The following is a 14,945-nucleotide window of genomic DNA, read 5'->3' as shown; positions in this document are numbered from 1 at the left end:
GGGGCGTTCTATTTCTTTGTATATGCCGCTTCATTTCTGTGAAGCGTTAACTTAATGGTGCAATTTGGCGAATGATTTCAGCGATGGCATTCCATGCAGGGAACCTCAGCAGGGACCCCTGTAACCCATTCCGAAATGAGAGGTTGCGCGAGCCATGAACAGAAATGGAATTCCAGCCAAACAAGGCCTGTATGACCCGAGCTTCGAACACGATGCCTGCGGGATCGGATTCGTCGCCCAGATGAAAGGCGTTCCTTCCCACGAGATGGTAAAGGCGGCGCTGCGGATTCTCTATAACTTGGACCACCGCGGGGGGCAAGGCAGCGAGAGCAATACCGGAGACGGTGCCGGTATTCTGCTGCAGCTTCCCCACCGGTTCCTGCAGCGGGTCTGCAGTGAAGAGGGCATCCGTCTGCCCGAGCCTGGACGCTATGGCGTCGGTATGCTCTTCCTGCCCCGGGAGGCGGAAGCCCGTATTGCAGCCGAGCTGTGGATCGAAGACCAGGTGCGACGGGAAGGGCAGACGTTCCTCGGCTGGCGTACCGTACCCACGGATCACGGCTTGCTCGGCACGGCGGCCAAGTCGGCAGAGCCCTGTATCCGGCAGTTCTTCGTAGGCGCCTCGGCGGAGGCCCCGGACTATCTGTCGTTCGAGCGCAAGCTGTATGTGATCCGCAAACGCTCGGAGAAGTGTCCCGCTTCCCTGGGGAAAGGGGCGGTTTATTTTGCAAGCTTCTCCAGCCGCACGATCGTCTATAAGGGCATGCTGACGCCGGCGCAGGTCGACCGGTATTATACGGATCTGCAGGATCCGGAATTCGAATCGGCGCTGGCGCTCGTCCATTCCCGCTTCAGCACGAATACGTTCCCTAGCTGGGAGCGGGCGCATCCGTACCGGTATCTCATCCACAACGGGGAAATCAATACGCTGCGGGGCAACGTAAACTGGATGCGCGCCCGCGAGGCGGCCTGCCGGACGGAGCTGTTCGGCAGCGACTATGACGCGATCCTCCCGCTGATCGATCCGGGCGGCTCGGACTCGCAAATGTTCGATAACTGCCTGGAGTTCCTGATGCTCTCGGGCCGGTCGCTCCCGCACGCCGCCATGATGATGATCCCCGAACCGTGGGCGAAGCACGAGTCGATGGACGATGCGCGCCGGGCGTTCTACGAGTACCACTCCACGCTCATGGAGCCGTGGGACGGTCCGGCCGCCATCGCGTTCACGGACGGCGTCTCGATCGGGGCGGTGCTCGACCGTAACGGCCTGCGTCCGGCACGATATTATGTCACGGCGGATGACTGGATCGTGCTCGCGTCCGAAGCGGGCGTACTGCCGGTCCCGCCGGAGAAGATCGTCGCGAAGAGGAGGCTTCAGCCGGGGAGGATGCTGCTGGTCGATACCGCTGCAGGGAGGATTGTCTCCGACGAAGAACTCAAGGCGGGGGTGGCGGCGGAGCATCCGTACCGCGAGTGGCTAAACGAACATCTTGTCTCGCTGGCCGAGCTGCCTTCGGTCCCGCTGCTGCCCGAGACGGATGCGGATACGCTTGTGCAGCGGCAGCAGGCGTTCGGTTATACGTTCGAAAGCCTGCGCCGCGTGCTCGAGCCGATGGCCCGGACCGGGGTCGACCCGATCGGTTCGATGGGCTTCGATGCTCCGCTTGCGGTGCTCTCGGAGCGCCCTCAGCTGCTCTACAGCTACTTCAAGCAGCTGTTCGCCCAGGTGACGAATCCGCCGATCGACGCGAACTTCGAGGAGATCATCACAGCGCAGGTCACCACTATCGGGCCCGAGGGCAGCCTCATCGACCCGCGGCCGGAGAGCTGCCGGCAGATCCGGCTGGAGACGCCGATCCTCACGAACGCGGAGCTGGCGAAGCTGCGCCACGTGCAGCGGGAAGGCTTCCGCGCCGTGACGCTGCCGATGCTGTTCCCGGCCGCCGAGGGGGCGGAGGGGCTGCAGCGGTCGCTTGCCGCCCTATTCGCCGCTGCGGATACGGCGGTGGAGGAAGGAGTGGCGCTGCTCATTCTCTCCGACCGCGGCACCGACCCGGAACAGGCGGCGGTTCCGGCGCTGCTGGCCGTGTCGGGACTGCACCATCATCTGATCCGGCAGGGCACCCGCACCAAGGTCTCGCTGCTCGTGGAGTCGGGCGAGCCGAGGGAGGTGCATCACTTCGCGCTGCTGCTCGGCTACGGGGCGGGAGGCATCAATCCGTATCTTGCGTTCGAGTCGCTGGAGGGCCAGATCCGCAAGGGATCGCTCAAGGGACTCACGCCGGACAAGGCAGCGGCGAATTATGTCAAGGCGGCGACGAAGGGGGTCGTGAAGGTGCTTGCGAAGATGGGCATCTCCACGATCCAGTCGTACCGGGGAGCCCAGATCTTCGAAGCGGTCGGTCTCAGCGACGAATTCGTGGAACGGTATTTCACGTGGACTTACACCCCCATCGGAGGCATTGGACTGAAGGAGGTTGCGGAGGAGGCCGTGATGCGCCACCGCCGGGCCTACTCTCCGCAGGAAGGGCGCGACGAGGTGCTTGACCCGGGGGGCGAGCTGCAGTGGAGGAAGAACGGGGAGGAGCATATCTACAACCCGGAGACGATTCACGCGCTTCAGAAGGCCGTGCGCACAGGGGATTACAGCGCCTACCGAAGCTTCACGAAGCTCGTCCATCAGGAGAATGAGCGTTATCTGACGCTCCGTTCTCTTCTCGCCTTCCGCTCTGGCCGGACGCCTGTTCCGATCGAGGAAGTAGAAGAGGTGGAATCGATCCTCCGGCGCTTCAAGACCGGCGCGATGTCCTACGGCTCGATCTCGAAGGAGGCGCACGAGACGCTCGCCGTCGCGATGAACCGGATCGGCGGCAAAAGCAATACCGGCGAGGGCGGTGAGCATCCGGACCGCTTCACGCCGGATGCGAACGGCGACCTGCGCCGCAGCGCGATCAAGCAAGTGGCGTCCGGCCGCTTCGGCGTCACCAGTGCGTATCTCGTCAACGCCGACGAGATCCAGATCAAGATGGCGCAGGGGGCGAAGCCTGGGGAAGGCGGCCAGCTGCCGGGATCCAAGGTGTACCCTTGGGTGGCGGAAGTGCGCGGGGTGACGCCCGGCGTAGGCCTGATCTCCCCGCCGCCGCACCATGACATCTATTCAATCGAGGATCTGGCGGAGCTCATCCACGATCTCAAGAATGCCAATCCGCGTGCGCGCATTTCCGTGAAGCTGGTCTCGGAGGTGGGTGTCGGCACGATTGCAGCCGGCGTCGCCAAAGGCAAGGCGGACGTTGTGCTCATCAGCGGCTACGACGGCGGGACGGGAGCGTCGCCGCAGACGTCGATCCGCCACGCAGGGCTGCCGTGGGAGCTCGGACTCGCCGAGACGCACCAGACCCTGGTGCTGAACAACCTCCGCAGCCGCATTACGGTGGAGACGGACGGCAAGCTGATGACCGGGCGCGACGTCGTCCTGGCCGCCCTGCTCGGGGCGGAGGAGTTCGGCTTCGCCACGACGCCGCTGATTGCGCTCGGCTGCATCATGATGCGCGTCTGCCATCTCGATACGTGCCCGGTCGGTGTGGCGACGCAGAACCCGGAGCTGCGGGCGAAGTTCACGGGCGATCCGGAGCACGCCGTGAATTTCATGAAGTTCGTGGCCCAGGACGCGCGCGAGCTCATGGCAGAACTAGGGTTCCGAACGGTGGAGGAGATGGTCGGGCGGACCGAAGTGCTCGAGACGAAGCGGGCCGTGGCGCACTGGAAAGCCAGGGGAGTCGACCTGGCGCCGCTGCTGCACCGGCCGGACATGGGGCCGGAGGTGGGACGCTTCTGCAGCGAAGCGCAGGACCACGGACTCGACCGGTCGCTCGACCGGACCGAACTGCTCGGGATCTGCGCCCCGGCTCTAGAGCGCAAGGAGCGGGTGCATGCGGTGCTGCCGATCTCCAACGTGAACCGGGTCGTCGGTACGATCACGGGCAGCGAGGTGACCCGTCTCCATGGCGGGGAGGGGCTGCCGCACGATACGATCCGGCTGCATTTTAACGGAACGGCCGGGCAGAGCTTCGGGGCCTTCGTTCCGCGGGGCATGACGCTATCGCTCGAAGGGGACGCGAACGATTACTTCGGCAAAGGGCTGTCCGGAGGCAAGCTCGCGGTATTCCCTCCGGAGAAGTCGGCATTCTCTGCCGAGGAGAACATCATCATCGGCAACACGGCGCTCTATGGGGCGACCGACGGGGAGGCCTATATCCGGGGGAACGCCGGGGAGCGGTTCGCCGTCCGCAATTCGGGCGCCCGGGCCGTCGTGGAAGGCGTAGGCGACCACGGCTGCGAGTATATGACAGGCGGGCGCGTCGTCGTGCTGGGGCCTACCGGCCGCAACTTCGCGGCGGGGATGTCGGGAGGCATCGCCTATGTGCTGGACGAACAGGGCACCTTCGCTGCCCGGTGCAACCGGGATATGGTGCTGCTGGAGAACGTGGAAGAGATCTACGAAGCGGAGGAGCTCAAGAATCTGATCCAGCATCATGCGACCTATACGGACAGTGCGGTGGCGCACCGGGTGCTTCAGCACTGGGAAGAACTCTTGTGGCGGTTCGTGAAGATTATTCCGAAGGATTACAAGCGGATGTTCGAGGCGATCGAACGGGTGAAGCGCTCCGGACTCTCGCAGCAGCGGGCCTTGCTGGTGGCCTTCGAAGAGAACATGAAGGATGTCTCCCGCGTGGGCGGCAACTAAGGAGGAGGAGCACGGATGGGAAAACCGACCGGGTTTATGGAATACGAGCGCGAGGTGCCGATCGAACACGCTCCTCTGCTGCGGATCGCCCACTGGCAGGAGTTCTCGATTCCCATGCCGGAGATTAAGCTCCAGCAGCAGGGCGCCAGGTGTATGGACTGCGGCATCCCCTTCTGCCATACAGGCACGCTGCTCAGCGGCATGGCAGCAGGCTGCCCGGTGCAGAATCTTATCCCCGAATGGAATGACCTCATCTACCGGGGACAGTGGAGGGAAGCGCTGGAGCGGCTGCATAAGACGAACAATTTCCCGGAGTTCACCGGGCGGGTCTGTCCGGCCCCCTGCGAGGGGTCCTGCACCGTGGGGCTGCACGGCACCCCTGTGACGATCAAGAACATCGAGAAGACGATCATCGACAAAGGCTTCGCGGAAGGTTGGGTGTCGCCGCAGCCTCCGGCAACGCGGACGGGCAGAACCGTCGCGGTCGTGGGGTCGGGCCCGTCAGGACTCGCTTGCGCGGCGCAGCTTAATGCGGCGGGCCACAGTGTAACCGTCTATGAGAGGGCGGACCGTGCGGGTGGCCTGCTCATGTACGGCATCCCGAACATGAAGCTCGACAAAGCGGTGGTCCAGCGCCGGATCGACCTGCTGGCGGCCGAGGGCGTCGTCTTCGTCACCGGCACGGAGATCGGCCGGGATCTCCCGGCGGCACAGCTCCGACAGGACTACGATGCGGTCGTCCTCTGCGGCGGGGCCACGCAGGGCAGGGACCTGCGGATCGAGGGCCGCGGGCTCGGAGGCATCCACCTTGCGATGGAATTCCTCTCGCGCAATACGAAGAGCCTGCTCGACTCCGCTCATGCGGACGGGGCCTTCCTGTCCGCGGAAGGCAAGGACGTCGTCGTCATCGGCGGCGGAGACACGGGGACCGACTGCGTGGGCACCTCGATCCGGCATGGATGCCGCAGCGTGACGCAGTTCGAGATTCTGCCCCGCCCGCCGAAGACCCGAACGGCAGATAATCCGTGGCCGGAGTGGCCCAAGGTGCTGAAGACCGACTACGGCCAAGAGGAAGCGGCTGCACGCCAGGGGGCGGACCCACGCAGGTATCTCATCAGTACGAAGCGGTTCGAAGGGGATGAAGCCGGCCAGGTGAAGGCCTTGCACACGGTGCTCATTGATTGGCAGCGGGACGAGGCGGGCCGCTTCGTCTCGGTCGAGGTGCCGGGCAGCGAGCAGGTGTACCCGGCCCAGCTCGTGCTGCTGGCGATGGGCTTCACCGGCCCGGAGAGCCCGGTGCTCGATGCGCTCGGTGTTGAACGCGACGAGCGGTCGAATGCCAAAGCGGCATACGGACGCTATGCGACGAGCGCCGAGGGCGTATTCGCCGCCGGCGATATGCGGCGCGGACAGAGTCTGGTCGTGTGGGCGATCCATGAGGGGCGCGAGGCGGCCCGGGAGGTTGACCGCTTTCTCATGGGTTCTACGAATCTGCCGTGACGGAGTTGAGGCAGCAGGAATGAGCAAGTGAATTAGAGGGGGCACGTTCTGGCAGAAGGCCGGGGCTGCTCCTTTTCCTCTTTTTGGTGAAAATTTGTGGAGTGCAGCCCCCGTCCTATTGTATAATCGCGGTACGGTCTGCAAGTAACGGAAGGGGGCATCGGGGTGCGCAAGGATCCCAAAGAGCTGTTAACGGCGGAAGAGTGGAAGGCATTGCTGGAGCAATCCGAGGAGTGGCCATGGGAGGAAGAAGAAGCGGGAGGCGTGGGGCCGGGGGATTCGGACATCGAAGCACTGCGCTATGAGGTAGCCGAGCTCCGTCAGGCGGTATGGGTCTTGAATGAGCGGCTGAGCCGATTGGAGCGGCAGGAGAACGAGGCGGCACCGGTTCAGGCTCCCGCCCGGCAGAACCCTGTGCCGCTGCCTGAACCGGTATCCGGCGGTGAGACCTCCCCTGCCCGCGTGGCAGAGTGGCCCCTGACCCCGGACGCAGAGGGCTTGTCCGTTGAAGGGTCCGCGCACGAACCGGACGCGCCTGGGGAAGGGGACGAGGTGTCAGTGGCAGAGCGGACTGCGGATCGGCAGGAGCCGGCCGTGCCGCCGGAAGCCGCGGAGCCTCTGGAGCCTTTGCCCTCCGTCGACCTCGGCCGGCAGGAGAGCGCAGCGGCGGCCTCCATGGAGGAGCCGGGGGACTTGCACCGGCAGCCTTCGGCGTCCCCTCAGGAAGCGCCCGATGAGCCGGTCATGCTATCCCGGGTGCAGAAGTACGCGAAGAAGAAGAAGCGGGATGCCGAGCGGTCGGGGCGATGGTTTTCCTGATCTCCCCCGTTCAGCGCAAAAAAACAGCCCTGCGGATTGATCCGCCAGGCTGTTTTTTGTTGATAGCATCGTGCATTCCGGCATGCCAGCCAGCCGGGCAGCAGCAGGCTTTATTTGCGCCTACAGCGCCCTCTGATCGGCCATACTTTACGCGAACGGTACGGTACCGATCTCATCGTGACGCTCCTGCGGGCAAACCGGACGGACTTCAGGATCCGGGGGACGTCGCTGTTCACCATCCGTTTGAGCAGCGAGATGGCGCTGCCGTACTTCTTGTAATTGTAATCGCCCGTTTTCTTGTCATAGAAGGCATAGGGCAGCTCTTCCGGTGTCAGTGCCGCGAAGATCCGTCCGTCATGCTGCGCTACGAAGGTCAGCGGGGATTCGTCATACCCTTTTTCTTTCCACTCCTTAAGGGTCATCCGGTACACGAGCAGGGCAAAAATATCCTCATACACTTTCCCTTTATATTTGAACTCAAAATGCGCTTCATATTCCGTCTCCGGGTCGCGTTTCGAACGGCTGACGACACAGAAGCTGCGCCACCATGCGGGAAGACGCAGGGTAAACCCGTATCGGCTGCTGCGGTATACCAGTTCTTTGGGTTTTCTCATTCGCTCCGGACTCCTCTCTTCAAGGCCTCTTGTTCTTACTATATTCATGAGGGTCATCATTTATGGCTGTAATCACCAAGAGGCGGGAGGGAGAGGGGATTATGATGCCGCGTCGCGGAACTGTGGCATCTCCGTCTGGAACAGCCAGAACGGTTGATGGAGCTGAAGATTAACCATGCGAATTTTCTTCCGGGCGCTGCCCCGTGACAAAACAAAAGGACCTCTCTCCGGTGAGGGTCCTTTTTGGCTCGCCTGCAAGCGGCTCAGCCGTTCGCGGCCGCCTTGGGCTCCGTATAACTGCGGATGGCCTCCGGGATGGCGTTCAGCCCCGGCAGGGTGAAGAATGCGCCGGAGGGTTCCGTCTCGAGTTCCACCTGATTGTACACCCACTCTTGCTCGGCCGGCATGAAGATCGCATGTAGGCCGCACTTTAACGCGGGGTTGATATCCGTCCGCATCGAATTGCCGATCATCCAGGTGTGCTTCCGATCCCAGCCGTGGGTGCGGACCAGGCTTTCGAGGAATTCGGCGTTCTTGTGGCGGGTGATGTGAATGCGGGTGGCGAAGAAGCGCTGAAGGCCGCCTTCGGTTACTTTACGCATCTGGATCGCCGGCTCCCCGCCCGTATACAGATGCAGCTCGTGGCCCTCAGCCTGCAGGGCGCGAAGCGTTTCTTCCATATAGGGATAAGGCTCAATGCTGTGTCCGTAGACGGAAGCCCCGAGCTCCCGGAGCCGTTCGATTTCCTTATCGCTGCGGGCCCGGCCCGTCAGGTTGAGATAATATTCATACGTATCCACGAACGACTGCGGAAAGTGATCTGGGGCAAACCCGCTTACGAGCACGCGCTCCAAGTCGATCTCGGATTGTTTCTTTTTGACTTCATCGATAGACAGATGGTATCCGTGGAACCACGCTTCTATTTGATCGGCGAACTGTTCGGCAACCAAATCGAAGTATTTGTTGCAGTGAATCAGCGTATCGTCCATATCAAACAAGATCGTCTGCTTCGTCATGGGCTCTCTACTCCTACTCTGTCCTGGCTTGGGATGTTTTGCCGCAAAAGAACCTCGGGCCGTTTGCGCCGAAGGGGCTATCCTCTTTTACCCAAAACATGCAAGCTTTTCACCCTATTATATCATGGCGATCGCCAAAGGCGCATCTTCCTGCCGCGCCTCTTCGTACATCTCGCTCTGACCCTGGAACACCGCGCCCTGCTCGATCATAAGCACGGACGCGCGGACCGTTCCGATGAGCTTCCCTGTCGAAGTGATGCGCACGCGCCCTTCGGCTTCCACACGCCCCTCCAGCCGGCCGGCGATCACCACGTCGCGCGCCTTCAGATCCGTCGACCGCACACGCCCTCTTTCGCCGATAGCGACTTCCCCTGCAGCTTGGAGCACTCCGTTGAACTCACCTTCTATGCGCAGGTCGGCCTCCGAGCGGAGCACGCCCTCGATCTCGCAGCCCTCACCGATCAGCGTCACGGCTGTACCGGCTCGCAGGTTCCGGCCTTTCTTGCCTAACAAGGATTTCAGCATGTCAATCATTCTCCTTTCGATGTTGGACAGGCAGGTAAGGGGCAGGATCGGTGCTCTTGCCGCCCATTTGGATCTCATAATGCAGGTGCGGTCCGGTACTGCGGCCGGTGGTGCCGAGTTTGCCGATCGGCTGGCCCTTGTCCACCGCCTGGCCTTTGCGTACGGAAGCGCTGTTCAGATGCATATACCAGGTCCGCAGGCCGCCGGCATGCTCCAGGATTACGTTGTGCCCATGGAGCTTGTCGTACCCGACTTCCTGTACTACCCCGCCAGCTGCTGCATAGACCGGGTCGTTCATCCGGCCTGCGATATCGATGCCGCGGTGGAAGCTGAGCTTCTTCGTGAACGGATCCTTGCGGTACCCGTAAGGCGAGGTCACGATCTTCGAGAGCGTCGGCCAGAGGCTAGGCGTCCGCCGCTGCCGCTCCAGCTTTTCCTGCAGAATCTGTTTGGACTGGGTCAAATGCCCCTGCAGCCGGGTCATCTCCTGCTCGAGCTCCTGATACCGGGCTTCCGTCACGTTCGCGAGAGCCTGCATATCTTTAGCTGTGACGGGGATGGCCGGTCCGCCCATACCACCCGCCGCGCCGGAGCCGGCTGCGGCCGAGACGGCCGGTGCCCCGTTTTTGCCGCTGGAGGCCGGCACACTCCCGGGAGCAAGCTTCTTGAGCTCCTGTTCAAGCCGTTTCATTTCTTCCATCTTGGTGTGGACTTGATCCGCCTGCTTGGACAAGGAATGCAGCTCGTTTTGAAGCTGCTCGATCGCCGCGTTCTTGCCCTTCAGGTCCTGCTCGAGCCGGGCTGTCCGTCCGTTCAGCTCCGACGTCCGGAGGTAGGCCGAAGCGGTGGAGTGCAGGTGCCGGAAATAAATGAAACCCGCCGCTCCGACGAGCAGCACCGTAAGCAGCAGGGCGCCTCCAATGAGGCCGCGGGAGAGATTGACCCGGACCACGCTGCCGTTGGCTTCAGGAATAATCACGAAGGTCAGCTTGTTGCGAAACCACTTGAAATTCATGGGAACTCCTTTCATGCTGTGACAGTCAAGAATCCCGGCCGCCAGGCATACAGTTAGGTAACGGGTGGGCCTGGGAGGGATCGATGGTCATTCTTGAGATTCTAAGATTGAGGCTGGGCAGCCCGCTTCATCTCCAGATGCGTGGTGAGCAGGGACAGCAGCAGGCAGACGGTAAAGCCGATGGCTCCAGCCACGCCTACGGGAGCGTACGACTTGCCCAGCAGCAAGCCGGCTCCCACGAACAGGGCGCTGAGCGCCAGCAGACCGTTGCTTGACCAGACGAGATGGCCGTACGTAACGCGCTTGAACCCCTGCTGCATGCGGGCTCCGGGACTGCCGCCTCCCCCGCCGCCGCTCCGGATGCTGTTGCTGCTGCGGGGCTTCGACGAAGATTCGCCGCTGCTGCTGTTTGGGTTCTCGGTCTCGGGCCTCACCGGGAACCGGCGCATGCCGATCAGCAGGGCGGCCAGCAGCAGCGGCTGGTAGGCGAGAATGATCACCGGCGAGCTGTAGTTGCCGAAGGCATGCACCTCGGTCGTACTTTTGAAGGCGAGCAGCGAAGTGAGCAGCAGAAGCAGGGAGACCGGCGAGTTGATGAAGGTATAGTCTCTCTGCCTGAGCAGGCTGGCCAGCCCTGTCAGCAAGGCCAGGTAGGTCAGAATGATCTTGCAGGCCAGAATCGGAAACCAGATGCTGAGAATCACAAGGTCGATCCGATCGAGAAAATCGGTCACATGGATATGCTGCACGAGCATGTAATTCGGATAAATCATGTTGGCCGGCATCGAAGGCCCCAGCACCACAATCTCCATAAAGAGGAAGAGGCTCAGCAGGCAGGTGGCGATGATCGAGCCGTGACGGAAGGCGGACTGCAGCTGCTTGGCATTCCATATCGTATGCAGGAACGCGCCGACAAGCAGCAGGTCGCCGTACCAGCCGATGCCCAGTATGTTCGTGTACCATAGCTGGAGCGGTTCGCTGGTCAATACCGGCTGAATCAGGTACTTGTTGAGCTCGTTGGACAAGAGTAGCGGCAGCAGTATAATCACGCAGAAGAACAGCGGGAAGAACAGATCATTCACCCGGGCGATCACTTCCACGCTGGTCCGTCCATAGAACATCAGGAGCAGGAACAGGAGCGTTACCAGGATTTCTTCCGGCGTGTTGGGCAGCAGCATCGTATTGATGAACTTACTGAGCGCCCGGGTATCCCTCATCAGGATCATCCACAGGTGGGCGACGAGCAGCAGATTGACAAGGGTCCCGGCTATCCGGCCGAATACTTTCATGATGATCTCGAACAGATTCATTTGAGGGAACCGTCTCGAGAGCTGGGCCAGCACAAAGGCGATCAGCAGGACGTAGAAGGTTGGCAGCAGGTAGGAGAACCAGGCATCCATCTTGGCTATCTTGACAAGCTCATGCTGGACGGCTATCAGCCCGCCCCCGGTCATCATGGATCCGATCAGCCAAGCCAGCTGCCTATGGTTGATGACGATTACCGTATTGGACATAGGTTCGATCCTTTCTCTTACTGAGCGGCTTCTTGCGGCATAATGAACGAGAAGAGAGCGGAGGAGACCCTCTCGACGAAGAATTGGGTAGGCATCGGCGGCTTGTAACCGAAGGCGACGGCCAAGTACAGGCCGATGACGGCTGCGTACAGCGTCAGAAACAGCCGCAGCATGCCTTTGGTCTGCTTCATCCAATACTTCATATTCATGGCCAAGTGCATGATAATCAGCACTCCGTACCATACCATGAACTGCGTATTCATTGGCCGCCCTCCGATTTGGTTACATTATTGTAAATATCCCCTGGCTCCATCAGCGTCGTGCTCACTTCGATTTGGAATTCGGCGTCCTTCAGACCGGCAGGCCAGTCTTTGGCATACTGTTCTTCCCACAGTCTCGGATACGCTCTCCATATGTAGCCTCCCAGCATCGCAGAATCGGCTTCCTTCTGCTGCATGGTTTTGATGGTTTCCTGCATGGCTTTCTTGATATAGGCCGAAATTTCTTTTTCCACGATCTGGATCTTATCGGTTCGGCTCAAGTCGAAGTAAGACGTGATCTCGAGAATCTTGGATTTGGCCTGGACTTTGATCTGGAACCGGGGCTTGCCCCCTTCCAGTTTCACATCCATATGCGTTTGCGAGTCGTAGATGCGGGCGGTAGCATGGATCTCCTCGGTCAGCTTGACGTTAATGGAGGTTGTGATCGTCTGGTTCTTCAGCCAAGCGAGCCCATCGGCGGCGGCGCCTTCGAGGGTACCGATCATCTTGTCGTCTTTGAACTGCGCATAGCCGGCCATCTCCACTTCCTTGGATGGTTTCTCACTCTTTTGCGATTCCTTCTCGGTCATATAGGCGAGTACAGGATCCGTACCCGGGGCGCTGAGCGAGACTCCGACATCCTTCATGTTCATCTGGATCGCCGAGCGGGATTTCACCAGCTCCCGGATGGCCTCGGAGGGGAATCGCTCGAATTTGGGCGAAGCCTTCAGCATGTCATAGGCTTTGCCCTTGGTCACGATCATGTAGGTGGTCATGCGGCTTTCCGGCGTGCGCGGAATGGCGTCGAAGAGGAAGCGGATGCCTTTCTTCGCGAGCTCCTCTCCTACGAGCACGGTCCGCCGGTGCGCCAGGAACATGCGTCTGGACATCCGCTGCTGCAGCTTGGACTGCGCTTCCCGGGACGTGTTGCCCGTCTCCGAATCGATGTAATAACTCTTCTCCCCGCCGGTCCCCCCGCCCCCGCCGGAAGGCCCGCCCATCTGTCCCGGGAGGGGGACTAGCACGCTGTAGCGGATCTTGCCGTCCTTCTCGATATCCAGAGCCGACGTCAGGACGAAGGCCAAGTCATTGATTTCCGTGCGGTCCCAGCAGCCGGTCAGACAGCCGAGGAGCATTGCGGCTAACGGGACCCGGATCCAGTTCCGTTTCTTCATGTTTCCCCCTCCTCAGCCGAAGGATGCTCGATGGTTTTGCCCCGCTGTCCCGATTCCTTCATGATCTCCTGCGGCAGGTCCATGCTCATCCGTTCGCTGTCCTGGACCGGCATGAAGGCTGGCCGGTTCCGCATGAGCCACCAGGGAGACCGGATGAGCACGTCCTTGAGATCGCCGGAAGACAACGGGCCGACCGGCGAAAGATACGGCACGCCGAAGGAACGCAGCGATGCCATGTGCCCGAGAATGACCATGAGGGCGATCATGATCCCGTAGAGCCCGAAGATCGAGGAGACGATCAGAATCGGGAAGCGCAGCATCCGCACGGCAATCGCTCCGTTGAAGCGGGGGATGGTGAAGGATGCGATCCCCGTAATCGAGACCACGATGACCATAGGCGCCGAGACAATCCCGGCCTGTACCGCCGCCTGGCCCACGACGAGGGCGCCGAGGATACTGACGGCGGAGCCGATCGTCTTCGGCAGCCGGATGCCCGCCTCCCGCAGCGCTTCGAACGTAATCTCCATGATCAGCGCCTCCACCACGGCAGGGAACGGGATCGCTTCCCGGGCTGCCGCTGCCGAGAGCAGCAGGGTCGTGGGCAGCAGGTCCTGGTGAAAGGTGGTGAAGGCGACATACAAGGACGGGGTCAGCAGGGAGAGCAGCAGGAAGATATACCTCAGCCACCGGATCAGCGTGGAGATCTGGAAGCGCTCGTAGTAATCTTCGCTGGCCTGCAGGATTTCGGAAAAGGTGAACGGCACGAGCAGCACGTTCGGCGTTCCGTCCACCAAGATGCCCACTCTGCCCTGCAGCAGGGCGGCGGCTACCATGTCAGGCCGCTCCGTGTACTGGATCTGCGGGAAGGGGGAGTACGCCGAATCTTGAATAAACTCCTCGATATAGCCGGATTCCAGCACGGCATCGATATCGATTTGCTGCAGCCGGCCGACTACCTCGTCCACTACGCCGGGATCAGCCAGATCCGACAGGTAGGTCACGGCGACGTTCGTGTTGCTCTCCCGGCCGATCGTCATCGGCTTCATCTTCAGGTGCGGCGTCTTGAGCTTCCGGCGGATCATGGACGTATTGGTCCGCAGGCTCTCCGTGAATCCCTCCCGCGGACCCCGGATCACGGATTCGGTCTCCGGCTCGGCGATCGAACGTTTCTCGGGGCCGCGGATGCCAAGAAGAAGGGCCTTGTTATTCCGTTCGACAATCAGGCCGGTGTCGCCGCCGAGCACCCCGAGCAGCAGATCGCCGTAATTATCGGCAGGCTGGATCTGGGAGACGGGCAGGACGGAGGCCGAAATATTGTCGACGAACTGCTCTCCGCCCTCGAGGATCATCAGCGATTTCATCGCCTCGTTCACCTGCTCGGTATTCACCATGCCGTCAATGAACAGCAGCATCGCCTTCGCGCTCTTCTCGAGCTGGAACTCCCGGATGACGAAGTCGGAACAGTCTTCGAAGATGTGATCCAGATATGTTTGGTTGTCGCCCAGTTCCATTCCGATGGGAACCGAACGGAGTTCATCAATGAAGCGGTAGTCTAGCTTATGGATCGCGTCCCCAGGGGGCTGTTTGCCGTTCTTATTGCTTTTCTTGGTTATGACCATGCCGGGCCTCCTGTAATCCGGTGCCTCTATTCCAAGCTTTGCCGGGGCGTGTCCGGTATATTTTGAACCAAATCCTGAATTTTATGACAAAAGAAACAGAATTCCAGCAAAATTATGGAATAGGGCACTGGCAGGAGGTAAAAG

At 61.1% G+C, this 14,945-nt stretch carries 11 protein-coding genes; 3 read left to right on the top strand and 8 right to left on the bottom strand.

Annotation, left to right across the window (positions count from 1 at the left end; all coding sequences use genetic code 11):
- Positions 1-154: 154 nt before the first annotated feature.
- The 3 genes from gltB (at position 155) to O9H32_RS31990 (ending at position 7,063) form a co-directional block, all read left to right on the top strand.
- The gene (gltB, locus tag O9H32_RS32000; RefSeq protein ID WP_269870141.1) at positions 155-4,744 is read left to right on the top strand and encodes a glutamate synthase large subunit; all 4,590 of its coding nucleotides are present in this window, start codon (positions 155-157) and stop codon (positions 4,742-4,744) included.
- A gap of 15 nt (positions 4,745-4,759) precedes the next feature.
- Positions 4,760-6,244: a glutamate synthase subunit beta gene (locus tag O9H32_RS31995; protein WP_269870140.1), complete on the top strand. Its 1,485-nt coding sequence runs from the start codon at positions 4,760-4,762 to the stop codon at positions 6,242-6,244.
- Between the two features lie 165 nt (positions 6,245-6,409).
- Complete coding sequence (locus O9H32_RS31990) at positions 6,410-7,063, top strand: hypothetical protein (RefSeq protein WP_269870139.1); 654 nt, start codon at positions 6,410-6,412, stop codon at positions 7,061-7,063.
- A 110-nt stretch (positions 7,064-7,173) separates the two neighbouring features.
- On the opposite strand, the gene O9H32_RS31985 is transcribed toward O9H32_RS31990, so the two are convergent.
- The 8 genes from O9H32_RS31985 to O9H32_RS31950 form a co-directional block, all read right to left on the bottom strand.
- On the bottom strand, positions 7,174-7,677 hold the full coding sequence (locus tag O9H32_RS31985; protein WP_269870138.1) for a hypothetical protein: 504 nt from the start codon (positions 7,675-7,677) through the stop codon (positions 7,174-7,176).
- Positions 7,678-7,940: 263 nt separating this feature from the next.
- Positions 7,941-8,693, bottom strand: coding sequence for an HAD family hydrolase (locus tag O9H32_RS31980; protein WP_269870137.1), 753 nt, complete (start codon positions 8,691-8,693; stop codon positions 7,941-7,943).
- Between the two features lie 117 nt (positions 8,694-8,810).
- The gene (locus tag O9H32_RS31975; protein WP_269870136.1) at positions 8,811-9,218 is read right to left on the bottom strand and encodes a bactofilin family protein; all 408 of its coding nucleotides are present in this window, start codon (positions 9,216-9,218) and stop codon (positions 8,811-8,813) included.
- Position 9,219: 1 nt separating this feature from the next.
- Complete coding sequence (locus O9H32_RS31970) at positions 9,220-10,233, bottom strand: M23 family metallopeptidase (protein WP_269870135.1); 1,014 nt, start codon at positions 10,231-10,233, stop codon at positions 9,220-9,222.
- 101 nt (positions 10,234-10,334) lie between these two features.
- Positions 10,335-11,747 (bottom strand): GerAB/ArcD/ProY family transporter, encoded by a 1,413-nt coding sequence (locus O9H32_RS31965; protein ID WP_269870134.1) that lies wholly within the window; start codon positions 11,745-11,747, stop codon positions 10,335-10,337.
- A gap of 17 nt (positions 11,748-11,764) precedes the next feature.
- Positions 11,765-12,010, bottom strand: a complete 246-nt coding sequence (locus tag O9H32_RS31960) for a hypothetical protein (protein WP_269870133.1) — start codon at positions 12,008-12,010, stop codon at positions 11,765-11,767.
- The gene (locus O9H32_RS31955) at positions 12,007-13,182 is read right to left on the bottom strand and encodes a Ger(x)C family spore germination protein (RefSeq protein ID WP_269870132.1); all 1,176 of its coding nucleotides are present in this window, start codon (positions 13,180-13,182) and stop codon (positions 12,007-12,009) included. The genes O9H32_RS31960 and O9H32_RS31955 overlap by 4 nt, the downstream gene beginning before the upstream one ends.
- Positions 13,179-14,801 carry a spore germination protein gene (locus O9H32_RS31950; protein WP_269870131.1) on the bottom strand — a complete coding sequence of 541 codons (1,623 nt, stop codon included), beginning with the start codon at positions 14,799-14,801 and terminating at the stop codon, positions 13,179-13,181. The genes O9H32_RS31955 and O9H32_RS31950 overlap by 4 nt, the downstream gene beginning before the upstream one ends.
- Positions 14,802-14,945 lie beyond the last annotated feature (144 nt).

This window comes from Paenibacillus caseinilyticus (assembly GCF_027533645.1).
GTDB lineage: Bacteria > Bacillota > Bacilli > Paenibacillales > NBRC-103111 > Paenibacillus_G > Paenibacillus_G caseinilyticus.
This window is presented reverse-complemented; position numbering and strand designations above follow the sequence as displayed.